We start from the raw sequence: 24,429 nt of genomic DNA, 5'->3' as shown, positions 1-24,429 counted from the left end.
AAGCCGTCGATTTCCTCCAAACTTCTGTTACTGTGATAGCAGTCACGCAAAGATGCGGGCATTGAGGCATCCGCACTGTTGCGAAGACGCACCTAACTCATTGAGGAGATACACATGCTTGCTGTTCGTACGGGCCGGAAGATGCTCGTCACCACCGGCGCCTTCCTTGCAGTCGGTGCCCTTGTCACGGGGTGTACTGCGGGGGCAGAGGGAACCAACACCCAGCCCACCAACGCATCCGTCGAAGGCAACGCGGCTGAAGGCGACACCGTAGTCATCGGCTTCTCGGGGCCTGCGGCTGACCACGGCTGGCTTGGTGCAATCAACTCCGCCGCAACCGCCGAGGCGGAGAAGTACGGCGACATCGATCTTCGCGTCGCTGAGGGAACCAACGACGCAAACCTCCAGATCAGCCAGGTTGAGCAGTTCATCAACGACGGCGTCGACGCCATTGTGCTGCTGCCCACCGACGGCGCTGCCCTGACGGAGGTCGCCACCCAGGCAATGGAAGCCGGCATCCCGGTGATCAACGTTGACCGTGAATTCTCCAGCCCGTTTGCTGCTCGCACCACCATCCTGGGCGACAACTACGGCATGGGCGTCAGCGCTGGAACGTACATCTGCGAAAAGCTTGAAGGCAACCCGGACGCCGTTGTTGCCGAAGTTGCCGGCATCGACTCCCTGCCGCTGACCCAGGACCGCAGCCGCGGCTTCGCGGACGCCCTGGAGTCCTGCGGACTGGACGTGGACAACCGCGTTGCTGCCGACTTCACCGTCCAGGGCGGCGAGGCAGCAACTTCGCAGCTCCTGTCCGCTGCCCCGCAGATCGACGCGCTCTGGAACCATGACGATGACCAGGGCATCGGCGTCCTGGCTGCAATCGATGCCGCGGGCCGCGACGAATTCTTCATGGTCGGCGGTGCAGGTTCCGCCAACGCCATGCGTGAGATCCAGGCGGGCGAGAGCGTCCTTGAAGCCACGGTTATCTACCCCTCCACCCAGGCAGCCGACGGCATCCGTCTGGCACGCCTGATCGCACAGAACAAGGCAATGAGCGACCTGGTGGAAGTGGAAGTACCGAAGCGCATCGTCCTGAACGCACCTGTGGTCACCGGCGAGAACGTCGAGCAGTACCTGCCGACTGCCTTCGAGTCCTAGAACGACGACGGATTGGGCGCCTTCCGTCGATGAAGGCGCCCAATCCGGTTACCAACTGACATATTCAACTGCCGGACGAAGAGGAATCATGCAGAACGACGTACCAGCCCTGAGGGTTGCCCTGATAGGTCACGGATTCATGGGGGCCGCACATTCCCAGGGGTGGCGGGTTGCACCGCGGTTCTACGACCTGCCAGCCCAACCCGAGATGTCACTTCTCGTGGGACGGAATGCTGCAGGCGTGGAGGCTGCCGCCGCCAAGTGGGGCTGGAAGGAAACAGCAACCGATTGGCGCGCAGCCATCGACCGGGATGACATCGACGTCGTTGACATTGTGACTCCGGGCGGATCTCACGCAGAGATCGCCATTGCAGCGCTGGAGGCAGGCAAGCACGTGTTGTGCGAGAAGCCGCTTGCCAACACCCTGGAGGAAGCGGAGGCAATGGCCGCCGCCGCCGACAACGCGGGTAAGGGCGTGTTCGCCATGGTCGGCTTCACTTACCGGCGGGTTCCGGCAGCAGCATTTGCGCGCAACCTTGTCAGGTCCGGTGCGATCGGTGAGGTGCGTCAAGTCCGTGCCGCCTATCTGCAGGACTGGCTGGTCGACCCCGAGGCTCCCCTCACCTGGCGGCTTAAGAAGGAGCACGCCGGCTCCGGTGCCCTCGGCGATCTTGGCGCACACGCAGTCGATCTTGCCCAGTACATCACCGGCCAGAGGATCATCGGAGTCAGCGGACTGCTCAACACCTTCGTCCATGAGCGGCCACTACTCGATCAGGCGTCCGGCCTAACCGGCACCGGCGGCACGGAGCGGGGATGCGTCACCGTGGATGACCTCGCCCTGTTCAACGGACGGTTCGACGGCGGCGCCGTCGGGTCCTTTGAAGCAACCCGCATGTCGACGGGCCGGAAGAACGCCCTACGCATCGAAGTAGCCGGCTCCACCGGCGCGATTTCCTTCGATCTGGAAAACCTGAACTACCTTGGCTACTACGACGCAACAGCACCGGCTACCAGCCAGGGTTTCACCAACATCATGGTCACTGAGCCGGAACATCCGTACCTCTCCGCCTGGTGGCCCACGGGGCATTCCCTGGGGTACGAGCACGGTTTCGTCCACCAGGCCAAGGACTTCGTGGAGGCGATCGTCTCCGGAATCCAGCCGGAACCTTCCTTCGCCGAGGGCCTGCAGGTACAAAAGGTACTCAATGGCGTTGAGCGGAGCGTGGAAGCGAACAGCGTCTGGACCAAAACCATCTGACTTCGACCCGGCTCCCGCCGGCCGTTCCGGAAGGAGCGTGCGTGCCTACTCCACCGTTATCGGTTCAGTTGTATACCGTCCGTGAAGCACTCGACGCTGACCTCGATGGCACCATTGACCGGCTTGCGGCAATCGGTTTCACCAGGGTCGAACCATACAACTTCACAGCCGACCCGAATGCTCTCGCCAGAGCCCTGGAACGCAACGGCCTGAGTGCCCCCTCCGGGCACGCTCCGCTGCTGGATGGCGACCGCGACGCGATTTTCGAAGCGGCACGCAGGGTCGGGATCGGGACGGTCATCGAGCCGATGGTTGACCCGGTCCGCTGGACCACCGAGGAAGCGGTCAAGCAGACCGCAGAGGCCCTGAACGAAGTGTCGGTACGCGCCGCTGAGTATGGCCTTCGCGTGGGCTACCACAATCACTGGTGGGAACTGGAGGCGGTCTTCGGCGAACGCACCGGACTGGAGGTTCTGCACGAGAACCTGGATCCCGCCGTCGTCCTGGAGGTGGACACCTACTGGGCCGCCGTGGGCGGGCAGGATCCAGCAAAGCTTCTGCGCAAGCTCGGCGAGCGCGTGCGGTTCATTCACCTCAAGGACGGGGCGGTCGACAGGGACAACAAGTCCCAGGTTGCCGTCGGCTCCGGGCGGATGGACATCCCCGCGGTTTTGGCGGCTGCCGGGTCGGTGGAAGTCGGCGTGGTGGAACTCGATGACAGTTCCGGTGACCTCTTCGAGGCGTTGGAGCAGAGCCTGCGCTACCTGGGCGGAGAGGCACGATGAGGAGCGGCCCTGTAGGCGTCGGAGTCATCGGAGCCGGCGTCATCAGCGAGCAGTACCTCACCAACCTCACGGCTTTCCCCGATGTCCGGGTACATGTTGTCGCTGATCTCTTCCCCGAGGCAGCCAAATCCCGCGCGGAGGAGTTCGGTGTTCCCGCCTGGGGTACCCCGGAGGATGCGCTGAACCATCCCGACGTCGAAATCATCGTCAACCTGACCACGCCGGCATCCCACGTGCCTGTCGCCCTCGATGCAGTCGCGGCAGGCAAGCACGTCTGGAGCGAAAAACCCTTCTCTCTGGACCGGGAGTCCGGCCAACTGCTGCTGAAGGCCGCGTCCGACGCCGGCGTGAGGCTTGGATGCGCTCCGGACACTTTCCTCGGCGCCGGCCTGCAGACGGGCCTGCGCATGATCCAGCGCGGCGACATCGGGCAGCCGCTCACAGCCCTGACCCTGATGCAGTCGCCAGGCCCCGAAGCCTGGCACCCGAATCCCGCGTTCCTGTTCCAGGAGGGCGCAGGGCCGCTGTTCGACATGGGCCCGTACTACCTGACCACTTTGGTGCAGGCGTTCGGCACCGTGAAAACCGTCGCAGCGCTCGGATCCCGTTCGCGCAAGACGCGCGTGATCGGATCGGGACCGCGTGCCGGCGAGGAGTTCGCGGTGACCGTGCCAACCCATGTGAGCGCCCTGGTGGAGTTCGAGAGCGGCGCGTCGTCCACCAGCAATTTGAGTTTCGATTCTCCCCTGCCGCGGCACGGTTTCGTGGAGATCACCGGGTCGGAAGCGACAATCGCCTTCCCGGATCCCAACAGGTTCGACGGCGAGGTCCGCCTCCACCGTCACGGAGCCGACACCTGGGAAACGTTCCCTTCGATCGGCTCCACGTTCGGCCGCGGCATCGGAGTGCTCGACATGGCCCGGGCCACCCGCGCCGGACTCCCCCACCGGGCGCAGGGTGCCACGGCTTTCCACGTCCTCGATGTGATGGCCTCCATCACCGAATCAGTGGACAGCCGGGCTTTCGTGAACGTCTCCAGCAACGCCGTCGCGGCCGAACCGCTGCCCGAGGGCTGGGACCCCACCGTCCCCACGCTTACCTGACCTTCAACCCAAGGAGAAACACATGGCACGCAACTACACCCTGTTCACTGGCCAGTGGGCCGACCTTCCGTTCGAGAAGGTGGCCGAACTCGCCGGCCAGTGGGGCTACGACGGCCTGGAAATCGCTGTCTCGGGCGACCACCTCGACGCCTGGCGCTGGGACGACGACGATTACATCCAGGACCGGCTCGACATCCTGAAGCGGAACGGCCTGAAGGTGTGGACCATCTCGAACCACCTGAAGGGCCAGGCGGTCTGCGACGATCCGATCGACTTCCGCCATGAGGCCATCGTCGGTCCGCGGGTGTGGGGCGACGGTGATCCCGAAGGCGTACGTCAGCGTGCTGCGGAGGAGATGAAACTCACGGCGCGCCTGGCCCAGAAGCTGGGAGTCAACACCGTCGTCGGGTTCACCGGATCTTCCATCTGGCAATACGTGGCAATGTTCCCCCCGGTCGGCCAGGACGTCATCGAGGCCGGGTTCCAGGACTTCGCGAACCGCTGGAACCCGATCCTGGACGTGTTCGACGAGTGCGGCGTCCGCTTCGCCCACGAGGTACACCCGTCTGAAATCGCCTATGACTACTGGTCGACCAAGCGGGCGCTCGACGCCGTCGGCAACCGTCCAGCCTTCGGCCTCAACTGGGATCCCAGCCACTTCATGTGGCAGCAAATTGACCCGGTCGCCTTCATCTCCGACTTCGCCGACCGTATCTACCACGTGGACTGCAAGGACACGAAGATGCGCATGGGTGGCGGCCGCAACGGAATCCTCTCCTCCCACCTTCCCTGGGGCGATCCGCGGCGCGGCTGGGACTTCGTCTCCACGGGCCGCGGTGACGTTCCCTGGGAAGACAGCTTCCGGGCGCTGAACGCCATCGGCTACGACGGTCCCGTCTCCGTCGAATGGGAAGACGCAGGAATGGACCGTTTGGAAGGCGCCCCCGAGGCGCTGGCCTTCCTCAAGAAGTTCGACTTCGCGCCGTCGTCGACGTCCTTCGACGCGGCGTTCTCGGCTTAGCCACTTCAAGCAGCAGCCGGACCGGGTGCACGGGAATCCCCTTCGGTTTTCCGCGCGCCCGGTGTGGCCCGCGCCTCAGGGGTGCGTATACGCTGTCTCGCATGCGCGAACTCCAGGCACAGATCATTGAGGAAATGGGCGTACGCCCCACCATCGACCCTGCGGAGGAGATCCGGCGCCGCGTCGACTTCCTGAAGGACTATGTCCGGGCCACCGGCACCAAGGGGTTCGTCCTGGGTATCAGCGGCGGACTGGACTCCACACTGGCCGGGAAACTGGCCCAGCTCGCGGCGGAAGAGCTGAGCGCGGAGGGCATCGACGCAACGTTCGTCGCCGCGCGCCTGCCCTACAAGGTCCAGCACGACGAGGAAGACGCCCAGGCAGCACTTGAGTTCATCGCGCCTGGCCGCTCGGTGGTCTACAACGTGGCACCCGCCGTCGACGGTTTTCAGAGTGAGTTCATTGCTGCCGACGGCAGGGAGATGTCCGACTTCAATAAGGGGAACGTGAAGGCGCGCGTCCGCATGGTTGCGCAGTATGCGCTGGCAGGCGAGGAGAACCTTTTGGTTATCGGCACGGATCACGGCGCCGAGTCCGTCACCGGCTTCTTCACCAAGTACGGCGACGGCGGCGCCGACATCCTGCCCCTCTTCGGCCTGAACAAGCGCCAGAACCGGCTGCTCTTGAAGGAGCTCGGCGCCTCCGAGCGCCTGTACAACAAGATCCCCACCGCAGATCTCCTGGACGAGAACCCCGGCCAGACCGACGAGCACGAGCTCGGCCTCACCTACGAGCAGATCGACGACTACCTTGAGGGACGCGACATACCCGAGGAAGCGGCCCGGTCCATTGAGCGCCGTTACATCATGACCCGCCACAAGCGCACCGTGCCGGTGACCATCTCCGACTCCTGGTGGCGCAGCAAGCCGGGCACCTGACCGGACCTGAGAAGAACAGCGGACGACGCCGGCAGGACGGTCACGTGCCGGGCACCGCCTGCCGAATTGGGTAACGTAGCATCTGTGAAAATCGCGACCTGGAACGTCAACTCCCTCCGAGCCCGTGCCGACCGCGTGGAGGCGTGGCTCGATCGCTCCGACGTCGATGTCCTTGCCATCCAGGAAACCAAGTGCAAGGACGACAACTTCCCCTGGGACCTTTTCGAGAAGGCCGGCTACGAGGTGGCGCATTTCGGCGTGAGCCAGTGGAACGGCGTCGCCATCGCCTCACGTGTGGGTCTTGAGGACGTGGAGCGCACCTTCCCGGGACAGCCCGTCTTCGGCAAGGAAGAGGACCCGGTGCAGGAGGCCCGCGCTATCGCCGCCACCTGTGGAGGAGTGCGGGTCTGGAGCCTGTACGTGCCCAACGGCCGCGCCCTCGGCGATCCCCACATGTCCTACAAGATCGAGTGGCTCGAGTTGCTGCGCAAGCACGCCGTCGGGCTCCTCGAAACCGACCCGAACGCCCAGGTGGCCCTCACCGGTGACTGGAACATCGCGCCCCGCGATGAGGACGTCTGGGATATCGACCTGTTTCTCAATAACGGATACACCCACGTGAGCCCACCGGAACGAGCGGCCTTCCACGCGTTCGAGGATTCGGGCTTCACCGACGTCGTTCGCCCGCATGCGCCCGGCCCCGGTGTCTACACCTACTGGGACTACAAGCAGCTCAGCTTCCCGAAGCGCATGGGTATGCGCATCGACTTCGTCCTCGCATCGCCGGCGCTTGCCGCGCGCGTCAACGGGGCGATGATCGACCGGGAGGAACGCAAGGGCAAGGGCGCATCGGATCACGCACCCGTCATTGTAGAGCTGGCCTGAGCCATGGCTGACGCGCCGAGGCCGGGCCGCAGCTTCCCCTATGTCTCCTTCCTCCGGATCTACGAACCGCTGGACGCCTTCAGCGACGCACAGCAGCTGGTGATCCTGGAGCAGCGCACCCGTGAGCGCCGCGTCACCGAGGAACTTGAGCGCACCGACGCTCTGAGGCGGATCACCCGCGCGGTATCTGATCCGTTCCCGCATCATGCCCAGGATCTGGTCCGGGTCCTGCACTATCCGCGGAGCAACGGCACAACCGCGCCGTACTACTGCCCCAACCAGCTCGCCGTACGCACTTTCCTGGCTGCCGAGTCGCTGGAGCACACCATCCGCGGCCCGCTCATGGACGTGCTGCTCCCGGAGGTCGCCCGGGAGGCGCACCAGGCACGGCTGGACCCCGAAACCCTGGCTCAGTCCACCGCCAAGCTGCACACCCGCTCGGCCACCTGGGGCGTCCCCTTCGCCTGGTTTGTCCTCATCCACGAGGACGACCTCACGGAGGTGGTTGACGACGACGGCGCGGTGCACACGGTGCGCATCTCCGTCACCATCAGCGAGGGCATCGACCGCGCCCGCCGCGCGGTGGCAAACCTCGCGATCGCAGCTCCCGAGCTTGACCTGCTCGAGGAGTTGACGGAGATTACCGAATGGCTCGAGAGTTTCCGCCGCGACGCCGTCGTCGAACTGGACTACGGGCCGGTGGCTGACCTGGTCTTCCCGGATGAGTCCCCCATGGATGTCCGCATGGGCATCGAGTGCCTCGCAGAGGCGGATATGACAGGGGCGGCCGCCGCCTACCGGCGCCTGGCGTCCCGGTGGGTGCCAATCCGGCAGCTCGCCCGTGCCTCCTGAAGCGCCTAGTTGATGCCTTCCACAGCGTAGGAGACCTTCACGACGCCCTTCCGAGCCTTGATCTTGGGGATGCTCAGCGCGCCGACCTCACGTACATCCCGCACGTGCGTCCCTCCGCAGGGCACCCCGAAGGCCTCGTTGTAGAGAACGATCCGCGCCGGCTTGTTGGGCGGGATGTTGTCGGGAACGTGGCGGCAGTACGCGCCCATCTCGGCAACCGGCAGGAAGCGGACCTCGTTATGGCTGCCCGCCTGGATGATTGAAGCTACTTCCTCCTCGATACGGCGCCTCACATCGTCTACGTCTTCGGGCGCCCCGCCGCTGTACTCCACGAACGACATGTGCGGATAGTGCGCCCCCTTGCCGGGAACCCAGGGCAATCCCAGCCGCTCCACCGCCAGATCTACGATGTGCCCGGCCGAGTGCAGCCGCGTGTTCAGCGACCGTCGGTCGGCATCGACCTCCAGTACGACGTCGGCTCCCTCCGAAACCGCCGGTCCGCCTTCCGTCGGCCCGCCCGGTTGTCCCAGATGGTGGACAGTCCCGTTCTCGTCCAGCCGAACCTCATCGATCTCCACCGTGACGTCGCCGGAACGGATCGTTCCGGTGTCCCAGTCCTGCCCGCCACCGCGAGGATAGAAGCAGGTGCGGTCCAGTTCGATGTCCAGCCGGCCGTCGTCGAGCACTGTCACGGAGGTGACTTTCGCTGAAGCATTCAGGACATCGAAATCGTCAAGGTAGAGCAGCTCGGTTGCCATGGGTGCAAGCCTAGCGAGCTGGGAAGAGGTTGAAGGATCTAGGCCGGAACCGGCCCCGTTGAGGAGCGCAGGATCAGCTCGTGCGGCTGGGCGGGCGGCGTGAGCAGCGGTGTCTGTCCCGCAAGCTCCCCGAGCAACAGGTCAACCGCGAAAGCTCCCTGCTCCTCCGGCATCTGCCGTACGGTCGTGAGCCCCATGGGCTCCGAGAACTCGTGGTCGTCGATGCCGATGATGGACAGTTCCTCGGGCACCCTGATCCCCAGCTCCGCGGCCGCCGTCAAGGCGCCGAAGGCCATCTCATCGGACGAGCAGAACAGGGCCGTGGGACGTTCATCCACGGTCGAGAGCATCTGCTTGACGGCCAGCTTCGCCTCGCCGAAGCGGAAGTCCCCGAAAACGGACCATTCCTCGCGGACCGGCAGGCCGTGCTCGGCCATGGTCTGCAGCCAGGACTCCTCCCGGATGCGGGGAACCTCGAAGTAGAGACCGTAGGACCCGCCGCCGCGCACATGGCCGATTTTCCGGTGACCGAGGGAGATAAGGTGCCGTACCGCGTCACGGACGGCGGCGGCGTCGTCAATGCTCACGTGCCGCACGCCCTGGACAGAACCGCCCACCACAATGGTGGGCGACTCAAGCTCGCGGAGGGACCGGTGCTCATCCTCGGTGAGCTCCATGCACATCACCAGCAGGGCATCGATGCGCTTGCGGAGGATGGAACGGTGAAATACCCGTTCACGGTTGGTTCCCGTGCCGCCGAGGCTGAACACGATCAGGTCGTAGCCCGCAGCGCGCAGCTGCCGGTCCACGCCCTCAAGCACCGCCGAGAAGTACCAGCGCTCGATCAACGGAAGCAGGACGCCCATCGCCATCGTCCGCCCTGAAGCCAACCCGGACGCGGCGGACGACGGCACATACCCCAGGTCCTGGGCGGCCCTCAGTACGCGGTCACGCGTGCCCGCCGAAACGCCGTTGAGCCCACGCAGCGCCCGTGAGACGGTGGCGGTGGAGACCCCGGTGGCAGCAGCGACATCCTCGATGATGACCACGGGACTGCAACCTCTTTCTCCGACTGACCGCTTGATTCCTACTGGTTATCCCGCTGCCTGACCTTGATAAGGCCCCAGATGCCCAGCACAATCGCCAGCAGCAACACGGACCACATGGCGGCGTTGTCGCCGCGCACCTGGATAGCGATGATGACCACTACGAGGACGGCGGCGAAGAACCCCAGAAACCCAATAAGGATATCGAGGTTCTCCGCCAACCGTTCCTTGCGCCTGTTTGCCATTCAGGCGAACCTCACTTCACCGCGCCGGCGGTGAGGCCGGCAACAATGCGCTTTTGCAGCACCAGTACCAGCAGCACCAGGGGAATGGTGACGATGGTGCCTGCGGCCATCACCGCGGTGTAGGGCTCCTGTTGCGGCTGGCTGCCGGCAAACGACGCGATCGCAACCGTCACCGGCGCGGTCGAGTCACTGGACAGCTGGCTCGCGATCAGGAACTCGTTCCAGGCGGAGATGAAGGCGAGGATCGCCGTCGTGAACACTGCCGGAGCGGCGAGCGGCATGATGACCTTCCGGAACGCCTGTCCGGGCGTGCACCCGTCGATGCGTGCGGCTTCCTCCAGTTCCCACGGCATCTCCCGGAAGAACGCTGTCAGTGTGTAGACGGTGAGCGGCAGGACAAACGAGATGTTCGGGATGATCAGCGCCTGGTAGGAGCCGATCCAGCCGATGTCGGTGAAGAGCTGGAACAGCGGGGTAATCAGCGCCACGCCCGGGAACATCGACGCCCCGAGGATGACGCCGAGGATCACGAATTTGAACCGGAAGTCGATTCGCGCCAGTGCGTACGCTGCGAACACTCCCACCACGAGGGCGATGAGGGTTGTGGTCGCTCCGATGAAGAAGCTGTTGAACAGCGCGAGCGTGAAGTTGTTCCCGGCGTCAGTGGCGAAAGCGGTGCGGAAGTTGTCCAGCGTGACGTGCGTCGGATAGAACGCGGTGTCGTAGGTGAACGCCACATCGCGGAATGCCGTGATGATCATCCAGTAGAAGGGCAGCAGGCACCAGATGACAATGATGGCGGCGCTCACGTAGGTGCGGATCGTGGCCCACCTTTCCCGTGAAGCCGCTGCGCGCCGGCCGGCGCCTGGCTGCGCGGGCGCGCCTGAGCGGTTTGCAACTGCCTGTGTCATTTGATGACCTTCGCCTTCTTGATGACTCCCGACCCCTCAGAGACGTTCGCTCCGAGGAATCGGACAAAGATGAACGCGACGATGAAGATGATGATGAACGTCAACGTCGAGAGCGCGGCCGCGCTGTTGAAGCCCTGGCGGATCTGGTTCACCACGAGGATGGAGAGCGTCGTCGTACCGTTTGCGCCGCCCGTCAGGATGGCAGGAAGGTCGTACATGCGGAGGGCGTCCAGCACGCGGAACAGGACCGCTACCATGAGTGCTGGCTTGACCAGCGGAAGCGTGATGTACCGGAAGCGCTGCCAGGTGGTGGCGCCGTCGACCTTTGCAGCCTCGTAGACATCCCCGGGGATCATCTGCAGGCCGGCCAGGATAAGCAGGGCCATGAACGGGGTCGTCTTCCACACATCCGCGATGATGATCGCCCACTTGGCCGGCCACTCGGAGCCGGTCCAGAGGATCGAGGTGTTGAAGAGCTCGTTCGCGATGCCCTGGAAGGCGAAAATGAAGAACCAGAGCTTTGCGGTGACCGCTGTGGGGATGGCCCAGGGGACCAGCACGGCTGCGCGGACCAGTCCGCGTCCCTTGAAGGAGCGGGCCATGATCAGCGCCATCCAGAAACCGATAACTGTCTCAAGCAGCACGGTCACAGCTGCGAAGAAGAACGTGGTCCCGGTTGCGGACCAGAACTGGGATTCGAGGGTTCCGGGCGGACAGGCAACGGAACCGCCGCCGGGTGCGGGGCACTGCTGGAGAATCCAGGCTGTGTAGTTGGAGAACCCGGCGAATCCCCCATCGGTGAAGAGGCCCGTTGCCGGATCCAGTCCCGAGTCGTTCTGGAACGACATGACGATGCCGCTGATGATCGGGTAGACAATGACGATTCCGAGCAGGATCAGCGTCGGAGCAATGAGTATGGTGGCCCACTTGTTCTTCGAAGCCGCCCGGCGGTCCGCGCTCTCGGCCGCCTGGTGGTGCATCTTCGAATTGGGGTCCTTCTTTTTGGGTGGCACTGCCAGACGTGTGGCCATGACCCGTCCTTTCGGTCCCGGCCAGGAAGCCGGTGATTACAAGCAGGAGCCGATGGCGGGAGCGCTGGAGGCGTTCCCGCCATCGGAGGATGAATTAGGACCCGGCCTGACTGATTGAGGCAGCCATGTCCGTCAACGCCTGATCAACCGATTTCTCACCCTGGAGTGCGGCGTAGGCGTTCTCCTGGATCGCCGTTGTCACCGCAGGGTAGAAGGGAGTGACGGGTCGTGGAACAGCGTTTTCGATCGAGTCACGCAGCACCGGAAGGTACGGCAGTTCCGCAACAAGTTCCTCATCCTCGTAGAGGTCACCGAGCACGGGTGCGAGGGATCCCTGCGTTACGTAGAAGCGCTGCTGCTCTTCCGCTGTGACGAACTCGAGGAAGTCACGGGCGGTTGCCTTGTTGTCGGAGTACACGCTGATCGCGAGGCTGTGCCCGCCCAGTGAGGAGGCACCCGGGCCGTCAGCGCCCGGCAGCGGGGCCATGCCCAGGACGTCCTTCACCTGCGAGGATTCCTCCGTGGTTGCCAGGTTGTAGACGTAGGGCCAGTTGCGGTGGAAGAGCAGGTTGCCTTCCTGGAAGGCAATGCGTCCTTCCTCTTCGGTGTAGGTGATCGCTTCCGCCGGGATGTGTCCTTCTTCGAAGGCGGAGACGAGGTTCCCAAGCCCGGTCCGGGCCTCCTCAGTGTCGAGAGTCGGCTGCCCTGACTCATCGATAACCGTGCCACCGGCACCGTTGATGGCCTCGGAGGCGTTCACGGTCAGGCCCTCATACTGTGCAAACTGGCCTGCGTAGCACCCCATGTCGTTCTCTTCGGCGATCGAGCACATCTCGATCATCTCGTCCCAGGTGGTGGGAGGCTCCTCGATGAGGTCCGAGCGGTAGTACAGGATGCCGCCGTCGGAGTGCTGCGGTGCCGCGTACAGGGTGTCCTGGTAGGTCGCCGATGCCACCGTGGCTGGGAGCATGCCGGAGGTGTCGATTTCCATTTCGCCTTCCAGCGGCTGGATCCAGCCCTGGGCGGCGAATTCGGCAGTCCAGACGACGTCTACCGAGACGACGTCGTAATCGGCGTTCTGCGCCTGGAAGTTTTGCACCAGGTCATCATGCTGCTGGTCTGCTTCGTCGGTCTGTTCCTTGAAGGTGACCTGCTCGTCGGGGTGTTCTGCGTTCCACTTCGCGATGATCGGGCGTACAACACCGCTGTTGTCCTTGCCCTGTACATAGGTGATGGGCCCGCGGTCCTCAAGTCCTTCTTCCGCCGGACCACCGCCGCCGCCCTCATTCGATCCCCCGCCGCCACAGGCGGAGAGCAGGAGCGTGAGAGTCGCCGCCGATGCTGCCGCGGCCAGGGATTTCTTGTTCTTCATGTGCGTCTTCTCTCCAGTGAGAAAAAGGCGGATTCATCCCGCCCCGTTGAGTGATGCACGTCACTCTAGTAAGCTCTTTCGTGTTTACGCAAGCGCTTACATAGTCCAAGCCAACTGTTTACCGAAAGGTTATACGTGTCTCTCCAAGCCGCCCCTGCGCCGGGCAAACAAGCAACAACCTGGTGGGAAGATGCCGTCATTTACCAGATTTATCCGCGATCGTTCGCCGACGGGAACGGCGACGGCATGGGAGACCTCCACGGCATCAAGAGCAAGCTCCCCTACCTGCAGAACCTTGGTGTGAACGCCGTCTGGCTCTCGCCGTTCTACGTCTCCCCGCAGGCCGACGCCGGGTACGACGTCGCCGACTACCGCGACGTGGACCCTCGCTTCGGAACGCTGCAGGACTTCGACGCCATGCTCGCGGAAGCGCACGAACGAGGGCTGAAGGTGATCGTGGACCTTGTGCCCAATCACACCTCTGATGAGCACGAATGGTTCCAGGCAGCCCTTCGCTCCCCCAAGGGGTCACGCGAACGGGATCGCTACATGTTCCGCGACGGCCGCGGAGAAAACGGTGAGCTGCCCCCGAACAACTGGGAATCGATCTTCGGTGGGAAAGCGTGGACGCGGGTTGACGACGGCCAGTGGTACCTCCACCTCTTCGACACCAAGCAGCCGGATCTCAACTGGGAGAACCCCGAGGTCCGGGAGGAGATGATCTCCGTTCTGCGCTTCTGGCTGGACCGCGGGGTTGACGGCTTCCGCATCGACGTTGCCCATGGACTGGTCAAGGCCGAGGGCCTGCCGGACTGGGCAGGCCGGGAGAGCATGGTGGGCGATGTGAAGAATCCGGACGCGCTCGAGGAGGCCGCATCAACCGAGCCCACGCCGCCCTACTTCGACCAGCCCGGCGTCCACGCCATCTACCGCGAATGGAACAAGGTGCTGGCCGAGTACCCGGGCGACCGCATGCTCGTCGCCGAGGCCTGGGTGGAACCCGCCGAGCGGCTGTTCCACTACGTACGCCAGGACGAGATGCAGCAGGCGTTCAACTTCGACTTCCTGCGGGCCGGTTGGGATGCGGAGCGCCTCAGCGCCAGCATCACCGAGTCGCTCGTTCAGGCCGGCAAGGTGGGCGCCCCGAGCACTTGGGTCCTGTCCAACCATGACACCGTCCGGCACACCACCCGCTTCGGCCTGCAGGACCCCACCCAGCTGCCCAAGGGTGTAGGCGCGCGGGACGAGCAGCCCGACGAAGCCCTCGGCCTCAGCCGGGGACGGGCAGCCATTCTCACCATGCTCGCCCTGCCCGGATCCGCCTACCTCTACCAGGGCGACGAGCTTGGGCTGCCGGAACACACCCTGCTCGACGACGCCGTCCGCCAGGATCCGGCCTTCTTCCGCACGCAGGGTGTAGAACGTGGCCGCGACGGGTGCCGTGTGCCTATTCCCTGGAAGTCGGATGCGCCTGGGTTCGGCTTCAGCACCAACGACGACGGCGCCTCCCCCTGGCTGCCGCAGCCGGACTCGTTCGCACGCTACGCGGCTGACACCCAAGTCGGGAAGCCGGGATCGGTGTACGAGCTTGTGCGGGCAGCGCTCCGCGAGCGCGCCGCCCGGCATCTGGGCAGTGGCACCATCGAGTGGGCACCGGCCCACAATCCTTCAGGAGGAGTGGTCTCCTTCGTCAACGGCTCCGTGCAACTGATTGCGAACATGGGCGGGTCGCCGATTGAACTGCCTGACGGCGTGGTGCTTGTTGCCAGCGCCGCGGAGGCGGTTGAGGACGGGTTGCTCCAGCCGAACAATGCGGTCTGGATCGAGGCCTGACCCTACCAGCACCCGCGTGCTTCCGGCGCCGGAGAGCGGCGCCGGAAGCTCAGCGGGTCAGCGTACGCGCTCGGCGCGCGTGAACCGGGAGCGTGCTCCCGCGCTGATGCTGATCAGGACCGGCGTCTGCACGCCCAGCACCTCGTCCAGTGCCCGAACGAGGGTTGAGACTTCCTCAGCAACTACGTATGGGGCCACGCCCTGCCGGGGGAATACCCGGACTCTAAGGGCGGGTTTGCCGCGAAAATCATAGGTTGCAACGGACGAATTGACCAGGTCTACACGCTCGCTCAGAGCTGCTTTGAGGGCCTGTTCGGCGACCGCCGCGTTCAGGGTGACGCTGCCGGGAACGGGATCGTCGCCGTCGTGATAGGCCAGCGTACCCGACCTGCCCTTGCCCTGGTTCGCGATCCAGGAGACCAGCAGCAGCACCACCAGCGCCATGACCAGCGTCAGCACAATCCACAACCAGCTGTCGCGCTGGCCCGGCAGGGTGGTCGCGTCCAGAAGGTTTCCGATCGCGGCTCCGGCTCTCTCCGCGACTGTCCTCCACCACCGGGCCACGGCCGGTACCCCGAGCGCCATCGCCAGGGCGCCGGCGCTCATGAGCAGCAGCCCGACAGCGGCGAGGAGAATCCGGTTCAGGGTGCGTGGTGTCTGGTTCACTGCCCAATCACCCCGGATTCAGCGATGGCAACGCGGACCTCCGGGATCGGGTCCACGGAGGTCCGGACCAACTCGTCCTCCACAGCCTCCCGCACGGAACGCTCGCTGACCGGCGTGCCCGATGTCGGGCGCACCTGCACGTCCACCAGCCTGCGCCCGATGGTGACCAGCACCTGTTCGGGCGCCACTCCGGCAGCAAGCCGCGCGCGGCGGGCCAGGGAAGAGGCCAGCACCTCTGCATCGACCACGACGGCGGCGCGGTCGTTCGGAATGGTCAGCCGGGCCCGCCTGCCCGGCAGCAGCGCTGCAAGCAAGAAGATCAGACCCACAATGAAAATCAGCGCACCGGCAGCGGCGAGAACTGCCGGGGAGGCACTCCCGGGCAGGGACCCCACCCAGGCGGCAGCGTCTTCCGGACTGGTGAGCCAGGGATCCTGGCCCAACGCCTTCAAAGCGGCTTCGAGCATCACATAGAGGCAGGCAACGATCAGCAAACCGGCGAGAATCACCGAGGGAACGGCCCGCGAGGAATGGGTCTCGCGATGGATGGCGTCAGCTGTCAGCCGTGAGGTCTCGTCGGTCACCGGGCCCTCCCGGTCTCAGACACCCTGGCACCGGTGACCCGGATGTCGACGCGGCTCAGGCGAGACCCGCTGAGCTGCATCACCCGTTCGAGAATGGCTCCCTTGGCGCGGTGTACCCGCTCACTCACGGTGCCGCCGAAGTTGGCCACCGCTGCAGGATCCGCGGCCACGCGGTGGAGCGAGGGAATGGAAACCGGAAGGGCGAGGCTAAGCGCGAGGAGGCCGCCGTCGTCGAACCAGCTGGCGCGGATTTCGCGAACCGGGACATGCAGGACGTCAGCCGCCACCGCGCAGGCAGTACTGGTGAGCGCCTGTGTGCTGATCCGGTTGTGCCCGGCGAGCCGCTGCGGCGCGGCCGGAGTGGCGGTCACGAGGAGGAGCGACGTCCGGCGAGGGCGTCGCGCACGCTGCGCAGATCGAGCTTCCCCTCCGCGACCCGGCCCACGAATGCACCGATGGCCATGAACAACGCCACCAGCAGGAAACCCCAGAAATGAAAGATCAGTGCTGCGAAGGCAAGGATTGTGCCTATCAGAATCCCGACAACTGTGAGGTTCATGATTCTCCCTAGCTCGCCGCCGGCCGCGGCTTCTCAGCACTCTTCGGGTCATTCAGGCCCGGCACGTGGACGTCGTTGATCTCGACGTTCACCTCGATGACTTCGAGACCAACCAGTGCGTTGACGGAGGCGAAGACCGCTGCGCGCACCTGGTCGGCAAGGGCGGTGAGCGGATAGCCGTACTCCGCCACCAGGTTCACGTCCACAGCCACCTGAATCTCGCCGACCTCAACGTGCACTCCCTGCGCAAGGTCGCTCGCTCCGACCACATCCCGCAGGGCGCCGAGGGCACGTCCCGTTCCGCTGCCAAGGGCGTAGACGCCCGGAACCTTACGCGCCGCGATGGCGGCGACCTTAGCGACTGCGGTCTCGGAGATGGTGGTGCGCCCGGTGGCCATCATGGGAACGGATGCCGCTCCGGCAGGCTGAATGGCCTGATCGTTATCCATCTGCTGCCGCCCTTTCTCTTTCGCCCCAGCCTAACCCTTTCGCTGAAGGTTGACACGGATGCGGGCGGTCAGGGGTACGGCTTACCGCAGTGTTCCTGAAGCCAGCCCTCCACCGGCTGCAGCGCCGCCCGGAACGCCGGCTCGTCGAATGTCCTGGAGCCGGAGGAGCCGGATTCCGCAGTCTCGGCTGCCCGGGCGAAGTGGTGCGCCACCTCCGCGGGTACCTTTTCCTGCAGGTGGTGCAATTGTTCCTCGAGCTTGTCCAGGGTTTCCTGGTCGTCTTCACCCATGAGGCCGAGCGGTGCCAGCAACACCGAGGAGACACCGGCTGCGACGATCAGGCAATCATCCATCGCAGCTTTCCCCGACGGGGAGCTTGCACGCCCGGAACTCGACGCACTGTTGTCCGGGCGGCCCTCGATCGGCTCCTGCGCCGTAGTCCGGTAAGGCAGGTCGGCCGGAAGGCTGACAGAGCTTGTAGCTTCAGGTTGAGCGCTCCCGCAGGCCGAAAGGGTCATCGCCAAGGCGCCAGTGTACGCAGCTGCAAGCAACACTTTCACGTCTGGCTGTCCCTTCTGTTCGTCATGAATAAGCGGCCGGTCCGCCCCGCTCCATACGTGCAACGGTTGACCGGACGAGTCTTCTCCCGGCATCGGCGCTTCGAACCGGCTTCCGCGGGTGCTACCGGGGCCACCCGCTAGAATGCCTCCAAGGCACTAACGTCCGGCACCCGGGAACGGTGCCGGCGAACGCGCTCGGGGGTGGGGCGCATAGTCAGAGGGGACGGATCTTGCAGTGACAGCGGGGGTAACTGACCTCACCGAGACTCAGCGGCTGGTTGAACTCGAACGGTACAACCTTCCGGGCACCCTGGAGGACCGGAAGAGCACCTACTACGAAGACCTCGACAACCTGGTCACGCTCGCGGCCCAGGTGTGCGGCGTGCCTTTCAGCGTCATCAACGTGATCACCGCGGACGAACAGCATCAGATCGCGGCGCAGGGGATTGACCCCGATGTATGTTCCCGTGAAGATTCGATGTGCGCACAAGTCTTCCGCCATGGCCGCACAGTGATCGTTGAGGATTGCCGCGACGATCCCCGGTTCCGGAACAACCCGTTCGTCACCGGTGAAATAGCGGACGTCCGCTTCTACGCGTCCACGCCCCTGATCACCCGGGACGGGCACTCCCTTGGCACTCTTTGTGTGTTTGACCAGATCCCCGGCACGCTCACCGAACAGCAAAGACGCAGCCTCGAGATCCTCGCGGACCAGATCATGGATATCCTCGATCTACAGCTGCGGACCCGACAGCTGAGCCGAGCCCTGGCGGAACTGGGCCGGAGCAATCAACTGCTGGGAGAGTTTGCGGGTCGCGTAAGCCACGACCTCCAGGGGCCGTTGACCAGCATCCGCGGCTTCGCGGAAATGGTGCAGAGCGACCTGCAGGATGATCCGGATTCCCGGCAATACCTTGACCGCATTGTTGGAAGCGCAGCGCGGATGGCGTCGATGATTGACGACCTGCTGGACTTCGCACGGGCCGGCGGCATCCTCCGCGTCCAGCCCGTGAGCCTGGCGCGCGTAACCGCCGCAGTACAGGAAGACCTCAGCTCCGCCCTGACCGGCAGCAACGCGCAGGTGTACGTCGATGACTTCGTGGCCGAGGCTGATCCCTCCCAGCTCCACGTCATGCTTCAGAACCTGCTGCAGAACTCGCTCAACTACCGACATCCCGAACGGGAACCCCGTATCCGGATCACTGCCTCCGGCGAATTTGAGCACTGGCTGCTGGAATTTGCAGACAACGGCGTCGGAATTGCACCACAAGACCGCCAGCGGGCCCTGGAGCCGCTTGTCCGGTTGGAGGGCAGCGCCGTCGAAGGAACAGGGCTGGGACTGGCCACCTGCAGCCGGATCGCCCAGGCACACGGCGGGCGGCTTGAACTCGATGAAACCGAGGGCGGCGGGCTGACTGTCAGGGTCTGGTTCGGCAGCGAGCCCTCTTCGGATCCGGGTCATCTGCCCTAAGGGCCTTCACCACCCGAACGTCACCGAGCGAGGACTTCAGTGACTCTGGCTGCAAGCGCGCGGGGGCTGAAGGGCTTGACGATGTAGTCCGTGATTCCGGCCGCGAAACCGGTCTGGATGTCCCGTTCCTGGTTCTTTGCTGTAAGGAGAATCACCGGCACGGTTACCGCCGGTTCCGCTGACCGCAGCCTATGGACCATTTCCACGCCGGACATCCCCGGCATCATGATGTCCGAAATGATCAGGCTGTAGGAGTTACCGAGGGCAAGTTCCAGCCCCGCTGCCCCGTCCCCCGCGGTTTCCACTTCATAACCGCTTGACTCCAGCTTGGTTGATACGAGGTCGCGTATGTCTGCGTCGTCGTCAACCACCAGAATCTTCTGCGGCATTACGGTTCTCCCTGGCGGCTTGTACGGACCATTCGTTGTGCGAGTCCTAGCCTAAACGACAAAGCAAAAGCCCCCGGTTTCCCAGGGGCTTTCAGTGGTGGCTCCGACCGGCGTCGATCCGGTGACCTTTCGATTTTCAGTCGAACGCTCTACCAACTGAGCTACAGAGCCTTGCAACCATCTCGCGATGATCACCGTTGACACCCGGATTGCTCCGGCCGTCTGAGCGACCCTGACGGGACTTGAACCCGCGACCTCCGCCGTGACAGGGCGGCGCGCTAACCAACTGCGCTACAGGGCCTTGCGTTTTTTGCAAGAGCTTCATCCTATCAGCACCTGGCTGGTGCTTTGGACCACTCCTGCGTACCCCCAACGGGATTCGAACCCGTGCCGCCGCCGTGAAAGGGCGGTGTCCTAGGCCGCTAGACGATGGGGGCCTGGACCACACAAGTGCTTTGCTCCTCGTTGTGGACCTCTAAAACTATAGGGCCTCGATCTCGAATACACAAAACGGCATGGAAACCGGCCGGTCCGCCGCGCTACTAGAGTTCTTCTCGTGCCAATTGAGATGAGCCTCGAAGACTTCGAATCGGCCGTGGATGACGCTATCGACCAGATTCCCGACAGGCTGGCACGCGCCATGAATAACGTCGCGATCTTCGTCAAAGAGGAGTTTGAACCCGGCCCGGGTGAGGAACCCGACCCGGAGTTGCTCGGCCTGTACGAGGGAACGCCGCTTACTGAACGGGATTCCTGGTGGGATGCCGGGTCGCTGCCGGACCGGATCAGCATCTTCCGGCAACCACTGTTACGCCTCTGCGAAACTCGGGAAGAACTGGTGGAAGAGATCTTGGTCACGGTCATCCACGAAGTGGCGCACCATTTCGGGATAGATGACGAGCGCCTGCACGAGCTTGGTTGGGGATAACCTACTGAGAATCCGGGCCGGACCCATACTGGTTACATGAGCGCGCACTCCCACGCACCACACGGAGTAACGGCCACCGGAAAGCATCGCCAGGCCCTGATGCTGGTCGTCATCATCACGCTGAGTGTCGTCGTCGTGCAGGTGATCGGGGCTGTCCTTTCCGGGTCGCTATCCCTGCTCGCCGATGCCGGACACATGCTTTCCGACGCCGCCGGTGTCTTCATCGCACTGCTCGCGTCATGGATCGCTGCGCGTCCGGCTACCGTCAGAAGCACTTACGGTTACCAGCGGGCAGAAGTGCTGGCCGCCCTGGCCAATGCCATCCTCCTGGCGGTGATCGCCGTCGTCATCACGATTGAAGCGGTTCGGAGGCTGGGTGAACCGGCTGCCGTCCGCACCGACGTCATGTTGATAGCCGCCGCCCTGGGCGGCGCCGCCAACCTGGTCTGCCTGTTCATCCTTCACGGCGGGCATCGGGAGAGCCTGAACCTTCGGGGCGCTTACCTCGAGGTGCTTGGCGACCTCCTGGGTTCGATCGCCGTGATCGCGGCGGCGTTGGTGATCGCCGTGACCGGCTTTACCCAGGCGGATGCGATCGCGTCGATTCTCATTGCCTTGATGATCGTGCCGCGGGCTTGGAGCCTGCTGCGGGATGTCATCAATGTGCTGCTTGAGTCCGCACCGAAAGGTGTGGACCCGGACATGATCCGCGAGCACATCCTCAAGGTCCGCGGTGTTGTCGAGGTCCATGACATTCACGCCTGGACCATCACCTCCGGCGTTCCCGTGTTCTCCGCTCACGTGGTGGTCGACTCCGAGAGCCTGAATGCGGAGGGCGTGGACCGGATGCTTGACCGCCTGACCCATTGCCTGAGCAACCACTTCGACACCGAACACTGCACATTTCAGATCGAGCCGCTGGAGCACGCTGCACACGAAAGCCGCCAGCACGCCTAACGACGCCCCTTCCGACGCCGGCGAATTCCTAGCTGGCCATTGGCCCGAACCGGGCGCGATCAAGCAACCTCGGGTCTTCCCGGTCCGGCACAACGAGCACCGGACCCCTGGCATGATGCAGCACGCCCTGGCTGGTGGAGCCCAGGAGCATCCCCGCAAATCCGCCACGGCCGCGCGTGCCCAGGACCACCAGCTCGGCCTTCCGGGACGCCTCGATCAGGATTTCCACCGGCGGTCCGTCAAGCAGCTCAACGGAGATTTGGAGATCCGGAAAATGGCTCTGTAGCCAAGCCTTTCCGGCATTCAGCTGGACCATGATCTCCGAATGCAGTGCGTCGCGGTCTACCGGCGTCGGCATCCATGCCAGCGAACCCGTGAAGGGCGGGAGGGAGCAGACCACCCGGAGCGGCAGCCCGCGGGCCTGTGCCTGCTCGGCCGCCACGAGGGAAGCCATCCGGGCCTGCTCTGAGCCGTCGACGCCAACAACGACCACCTTCTCCACCTCGTCCGCACGAGGGCTTGGCTGTCCTTTGGATGTCGGGGCCGTGACCCCCGCCTCCTCGAGGCGGGACGCGCAGGACAAGGGTACGACGACGGTGGGGCACTTTGAGTGCGCCGGCAGCGCTGAGCTGACGGAGCCAAGCAGCCGGCCCACAAAGCCCCCCCGGCCGCGGGAGCCCACCACCATGAGTTCAGCTTCGGCGGACAGTTCCAACAGCACGCCGGCTGCGTCCCCGTTCTCCACCCGCGGTACGAGCTCGACGTTGTGCCGTCCGGCCACGCGCTGAACGGCCTGGTCCAGAACTGCCTGTGCTCCCTCACGAACGACGGAATCATCGACGGTGGCATATCCCGCGTCCATGCTTGAGGCGGCGAACACCGGAACGGTGTAGGCAGTGACAACCTGTACGGGTGTACGGCGCCGTTCGGCCTCCTGCACCGCCCAGGCAAGGGCGCACATACTTTGATCCGAGCCGTCGACTCCGACAACAATTCCACGCCCCTGAGGGAACCGCGGCGCGTCCGGGTTTCCCGCCTCACTCATGTCCGCCTCCTTGCGATTACGCCTGTTTATACCATCCCGCAGGCGCTCAAAAATTTGTAGCTACTCTTCAGTAGGAGGACTATTCAGAGACCAAAAAGTTATATAGGCTTCGAGCATCTTAACGGGCGGATGGTCTCCCAGAGGGGTTCCCGCCCGCTTCAAGTGCGCTTGGTTGACCCGTTCGCAGCCAAGTGTCCGCACAGCCCGGAAGAGGCGCCGGGCTGTGCGGAATTCTCCTTCCCTCAGGAGGTTTTGCTGCATGTTGCCAACGACCACGGAGGTGGCCGCCGACTCACCGCTGCCTGCCAAGGCAGAGATGACAACAACGGTGGTGATCGGCTCCGGCCTCTCCGGCCTGGCGGTCGCCAGTGAGCTGAGTCGACGTGGTGTGCAGTCGATCGTTGTCGAGGGAATGGAGTGCATGAGTACTGGCCCCAACCGCACCATCATGACCGACTCCGTGTCGCTGTCCGAGCGCACCGAACTCCTTCGGCTCCTGCGCTGCTACGCCTCCAGCCATGCGCTCGACATACGGCAGGAAACAGTCGCCGAGGGCCTGTGCATGGTTGGCCATCCCCAGGTTCTGCCCGGCCCCGTCCTGGCAACGAAGAAGTGGGCAGTCCAGACTCGCCACGGCGTCCTACTCGCTGACAATGTGGTTGTCACCAAGTACCCCCATAATCAGCTGCGCCGGTTCATCCAGTCCCTCGGGCTGGCCGTCGGAAGCGATCTCAAGACCGCCCTGCGGGCGATCGGGCTGTACCTGATCGGAGTCGGTGAAATGCTCACGCCCACCACGCGCGAGATCGTCCGGCAGGCCAAGGTGATCAGTGACGCGATCGTCGCCCATGGCGCACACGCTGCCCAGCTGGTTCAGCCGGTGCGAGCATCGGTAATGGCTGTCGGTTCCTCCCGGACTGCACCGGCAGCAGCCGCTATCAGCGCCTGACGCAGGCAGGTTAGACGGCGTCCTGGTTGCCCTGCTTGAGCCTCCGCCTGGCACCGAGGGCCAGAACAACGGCCAGCGCGATCAACACCGCAATCATGAGGATTACTGCCCAGGAGACTCCGGCATCCGCTGCCGCTTCCTCCGGGTCGGAGGCTTCCGCATCTGCTGTCTCGATGGGCCCAGCCGTCCCGGCCGATGCCGCAGGGGTTTCAGATGCTACTGAGCCGCCGGAAGCGGAGAACTCGAATGTTCCCTCGATCGGATGCGAGTCTGAGGAAACCACGCGCCAGTTGACCGTATAGGTTCCGGCGGGTGCGCCCGCCCGGATTGGCTGACTGGCCACGGTGTCCGTAATGGAAACCTCCCCCTCGGCCCAGTCCTCGCCCGACTCGTCAAGGATTTGCACCTGGGACCCGATGGTGGCGGGAACATTGTTGAAAGTCAGCTCGATCGCCTCCGGAACCGTTTCGAGGCTTTCGCCCGCTTCCGGGTTGGAGGACGTCAGTTCGTCATGTGCCGACGCCGGGGAGGCGAAGCCAAGAAGCAGGCAGAGGGCTGCGAGCATTGCTCCCACTACCGACACGAACGCCTGCCGGAACTGTTGCGCTACCGGCAACGCTGAAGTCAAGGGGTATCGGGAAGTCGACATGGGCTCAGCCTACGGGAGCACACT

General features: G+C 64.3%; 28 protein-coding genes and 3 tRNA genes. 13 read left to right on the top strand and 18 right to left on the bottom strand.

Features of this window, described 5'->3' with window-relative positions; genetic code table 11:
* Window positions 1-114: 114 nt before the first annotated feature.
* The 8 genes from GC088_RS00920 to GC088_RS00885 all read left to right on the top strand — a co-directional run bounded on the left by GC088_RS00920 (window position 115) and on the right by GC088_RS00885 (window position 8,003).
* On the top strand, window positions 115-1,158 hold the full coding sequence (locus GC088_RS00920; protein ID WP_323960043.1) for a substrate-binding domain-containing protein: 1,044 nt from the start codon (window positions 115-117) through the stop codon (window positions 1,156-1,158).
* Between the two features lie 88 nt (window positions 1,159-1,246).
* Window positions 1,247-2,419: a Gfo/Idh/MocA family protein gene (locus tag GC088_RS00915; protein ID WP_323960042.1), complete on the top strand. Its 1,173-nt coding sequence runs from the start codon at window positions 1,247-1,249 to the stop codon at window positions 2,417-2,419.
* A gap of 41 nt (window positions 2,420-2,460) precedes the next feature.
* Window positions 2,461-3,204, top strand: a complete 744-nt coding sequence (locus tag GC088_RS00910; RefSeq protein WP_323960041.1) for a sugar phosphate isomerase/epimerase family protein — start codon at window positions 2,461-2,463, stop codon at window positions 3,202-3,204.
* On the top strand, window positions 3,201-4,307 hold the full coding sequence (locus GC088_RS00905) for a Gfo/Idh/MocA family protein (RefSeq protein WP_323960040.1): 1,107 nt from the start codon (window positions 3,201-3,203) through the stop codon (window positions 4,305-4,307). Before GC088_RS00910 ends, GC088_RS00905 begins: the two co-directional genes overlap by 4 nt.
* A 22-nt stretch (window positions 4,308-4,329) precedes the next feature.
* Complete coding sequence (locus tag GC088_RS00900) at window positions 4,330-5,328, top strand: sugar phosphate isomerase/epimerase family protein (protein ID WP_323960039.1); 999 nt, start codon at window positions 4,330-4,332, stop codon at window positions 5,326-5,328.
* Between the two features lie 101 nt (window positions 5,329-5,429).
* Complete coding sequence (gene nadE, locus GC088_RS00895) at window positions 5,430-6,266, top strand: NAD(+) synthase (RefSeq protein ID WP_323960038.1); 837 nt, start codon at window positions 5,430-5,432, stop codon at window positions 6,264-6,266.
* A gap of 84 nt (window positions 6,267-6,350) precedes the next feature.
* Complete coding sequence (locus tag GC088_RS00890; protein WP_323960037.1) at window positions 6,351-7,151, top strand: exodeoxyribonuclease III; 801 nt, start codon at window positions 6,351-6,353, stop codon at window positions 7,149-7,151.
* Between the two features lie 3 nt (window positions 7,152-7,154).
* Window positions 7,155-8,003, top strand: a complete 849-nt coding sequence (locus tag GC088_RS00885; protein ID WP_323960036.1) for a DUF8083 family protein — start codon at window positions 7,155-7,157, stop codon at window positions 8,001-8,003.
* A gap of 5 nt (window positions 8,004-8,008) precedes the next feature.
* Here GC088_RS00885 and GC088_RS00880 read toward each other — a convergent pair whose 3' ends face one another.
* From GC088_RS00880 to GC088_RS00855, 6 genes are all read right to left on the bottom strand, one after another.
* Entirely contained in the window at window positions 8,009-8,761 is a 753-nt protein-coding gene (locus tag GC088_RS00880; RefSeq protein ID WP_323960035.1) for an alanine--tRNA ligase-related protein, read from the bottom strand.
* A gap of 38 nt (window positions 8,762-8,799) precedes the next feature.
* Window positions 8,800-9,810 carry a LacI family DNA-binding transcriptional regulator gene (locus tag GC088_RS00875; RefSeq protein WP_323960034.1) on the bottom strand — a complete coding sequence of 337 codons (1,011 nt, stop codon included), beginning with the start codon at window positions 9,808-9,810 and terminating at the stop codon, window positions 8,800-8,802.
* Between the two features lie 38 nt (window positions 9,811-9,848).
* On the bottom strand, window positions 9,849-10,052 hold the full coding sequence (locus GC088_RS00870; RefSeq protein ID WP_323960033.1) for a hypothetical protein: 204 nt from the start codon (window positions 10,050-10,052) through the stop codon (window positions 9,849-9,851).
* A gap of 11 nt (window positions 10,053-10,063) precedes the next feature.
* Window positions 10,064-10,963 carry a carbohydrate ABC transporter permease gene (locus tag GC088_RS00865; protein ID WP_323960032.1) on the bottom strand — a complete coding sequence of 300 codons (900 nt, stop codon included), beginning with the start codon at window positions 10,961-10,963 and terminating at the stop codon, window positions 10,064-10,066.
* Window positions 10,960-11,943, bottom strand: coding sequence for a carbohydrate ABC transporter permease (locus tag GC088_RS00860; RefSeq protein WP_323962137.1), 984 nt, complete (start codon window positions 11,941-11,943; stop codon window positions 10,960-10,962). The genes GC088_RS00865 and GC088_RS00860 overlap by 4 nt, the downstream gene beginning before the upstream one ends.
* A gap of 145 nt (window positions 11,944-12,088) precedes the next feature.
* Window positions 12,089-13,366 carry an ABC transporter substrate-binding protein gene (locus GC088_RS00855; protein WP_323960031.1) on the bottom strand — a complete coding sequence of 426 codons (1,278 nt, stop codon included), beginning with the start codon at window positions 13,364-13,366 and terminating at the stop codon, window positions 12,089-12,091.
* Window positions 13,367-13,501: 135 nt separating this feature from the next.
* Between GC088_RS00855 and GC088_RS00850 the strand changes: the two genes are divergently transcribed.
* Window positions 13,502-15,199 (top strand): glycoside hydrolase family 13 protein, encoded by a 1,698-nt coding sequence (locus GC088_RS00850; RefSeq protein ID WP_416377481.1) that lies wholly within the window; start codon window positions 13,502-13,504, stop codon window positions 15,197-15,199.
* 57 nt (window positions 15,200-15,256) lie between these two features.
* Here the strand turns inward: GC088_RS00850 and GC088_RS00845 are convergent, their stop codons facing one another.
* The 6 genes from GC088_RS00845 to GC088_RS00820 all read right to left on the bottom strand — a co-directional run bounded on the left by GC088_RS00845 (window position 15,257) and on the right by GC088_RS00820 (window position 17,810).
* Window positions 15,257-15,865, bottom strand: coding sequence for a hypothetical protein (locus GC088_RS00845; protein WP_323960030.1), 609 nt, complete (start codon window positions 15,863-15,865; stop codon window positions 15,257-15,259).
* Window positions 15,862-16,449: a DUF6286 domain-containing protein gene (locus tag GC088_RS00840; RefSeq protein WP_323960029.1), complete on the bottom strand. Its 588-nt coding sequence runs from the start codon at window positions 16,447-16,449 to the stop codon at window positions 15,862-15,864. Before GC088_RS00840 ends, GC088_RS00845 begins: the two co-directional genes overlap by 4 nt.
* Complete coding sequence (locus tag GC088_RS00835) at window positions 16,446-16,820, bottom strand: hypothetical protein (RefSeq protein WP_323960028.1); 375 nt, start codon at window positions 16,818-16,820, stop codon at window positions 16,446-16,448. The genes GC088_RS00840 and GC088_RS00835 overlap by 4 nt, the downstream gene beginning before the upstream one ends.
* Window positions 16,817-17,008, bottom strand: coding sequence for a DUF2273 domain-containing protein (locus GC088_RS00830; protein ID WP_323960027.1), 192 nt, complete (start codon window positions 17,006-17,008; stop codon window positions 16,817-16,819). The genes GC088_RS00835 and GC088_RS00830 overlap by 4 nt, the downstream gene beginning before the upstream one ends.
* Window positions 17,009-17,016: 8 nt before the next feature.
* On the bottom strand, window positions 17,017-17,457 hold the full coding sequence (locus GC088_RS00825) for an Asp23/Gls24 family envelope stress response protein (RefSeq protein WP_323960026.1): 441 nt from the start codon (window positions 17,455-17,457) through the stop codon (window positions 17,017-17,019).
* A gap of 68 nt (window positions 17,458-17,525) precedes the next feature.
* Entirely contained in the window at window positions 17,526-17,810 is a 285-nt protein-coding gene (locus tag GC088_RS00820) for a hypothetical protein (RefSeq protein WP_323960025.1), read from the bottom strand.
* A gap of 442 nt (window positions 17,811-18,252) precedes the next feature.
* Here GC088_RS00820 and GC088_RS00815 point away from each other — a divergent pair, with 442 nt between their 5' ends.
* Entirely contained in the window at window positions 18,253-19,488 is a 1,236-nt protein-coding gene (locus GC088_RS00815) for a sensor histidine kinase (RefSeq protein WP_323960024.1), read from the top strand.
* Window positions 19,489-19,508: 20 nt separating this feature from the next.
* Here the strand turns inward: GC088_RS00815 and GC088_RS00810 are convergent, their stop codons facing one another.
* From GC088_RS00810 to GC088_RS00795, 4 genes are all read right to left on the bottom strand, one after another.
* Entirely contained in the window at window positions 19,509-19,877 is a 369-nt protein-coding gene (locus GC088_RS00810) for a response regulator transcription factor (protein WP_323960023.1), read from the bottom strand.
* 95 nt (window positions 19,878-19,972) lie between these two features.
* Window positions 19,973-20,048, bottom strand: a tRNA-Phe gene (locus tag GC088_RS00805).
* Between the two features lie 56 nt (window positions 20,049-20,104).
* A tRNA-Asp gene (locus GC088_RS00800) sits at window positions 20,105-20,178 on the bottom strand.
* Window positions 20,179-20,241: 63 nt separating this feature from the next.
* Window positions 20,242-20,314: transfer RNA gene (locus GC088_RS00795), tRNA-Glu, on the bottom strand.
* A 131-nt stretch (window positions 20,315-20,445) separates the two neighbouring features.
* Between GC088_RS00795 and GC088_RS00790 the strand changes: the two genes are divergently transcribed.
* Together GC088_RS00790 and GC088_RS00785 are read left to right on the top strand one after the other, a co-directional pair.
* Window positions 20,446-20,805, top strand: coding sequence for a metallopeptidase family protein (locus GC088_RS00790; RefSeq protein WP_323962132.1), 360 nt, complete (start codon window positions 20,446-20,448; stop codon window positions 20,803-20,805).
* Between the two features lie 36 nt (window positions 20,806-20,841).
* Window positions 20,842-21,762 carry a cation diffusion facilitator family transporter gene (locus GC088_RS00785; protein WP_323960022.1) on the top strand — a complete coding sequence of 307 codons (921 nt, stop codon included), beginning with the start codon at window positions 20,842-20,844 and terminating at the stop codon, window positions 21,760-21,762.
* A gap of 28 nt (window positions 21,763-21,790) precedes the next feature.
* Here GC088_RS00785 and GC088_RS00780 read toward each other — a convergent pair whose 3' ends face one another.
* Window positions 21,791-22,807, bottom strand: a complete 1,017-nt coding sequence (locus tag GC088_RS00780) for a universal stress protein (protein ID WP_323960021.1) — start codon at window positions 22,805-22,807, stop codon at window positions 21,791-21,793.
* A gap of 259 nt (window positions 22,808-23,066) precedes the next feature.
* Between GC088_RS00780 and GC088_RS00775 the strand changes: the two genes are divergently transcribed.
* Window positions 23,067-23,756 carry an FAD-dependent monooxygenase gene (locus GC088_RS00775; RefSeq protein WP_323960020.1) on the top strand — a complete coding sequence of 230 codons (690 nt, stop codon included), beginning with the start codon at window positions 23,067-23,069 and terminating at the stop codon, window positions 23,754-23,756.
* A gap of 10 nt (window positions 23,757-23,766) precedes the next feature.
* On the opposite strand, the gene GC088_RS00770 is transcribed toward GC088_RS00775, so the two are convergent.
* Window positions 23,767-24,405, bottom strand: a complete 639-nt coding sequence (locus GC088_RS00770; protein ID WP_323960019.1) for a copper resistance protein CopC — start codon at window positions 24,403-24,405, stop codon at window positions 23,767-23,769.
* Between the last annotated feature and the right edge of the window lie 24 nt (window positions 24,406-24,429).

Origin of the sequence: Arthrobacter sp. JZ12 (assembly GCF_035189165.1) — a bacterium.
In the GTDB taxonomy this organism is placed as follows: Bacteria; Actinomycetota; Actinomycetes; order Actinomycetales; family Micrococcaceae; genus Arthrobacter_D.
The sequence above is the reverse complement of the archived record's forward strand: the minus strand, read 5'-3'. Positions and strand labels throughout refer to the sequence as shown.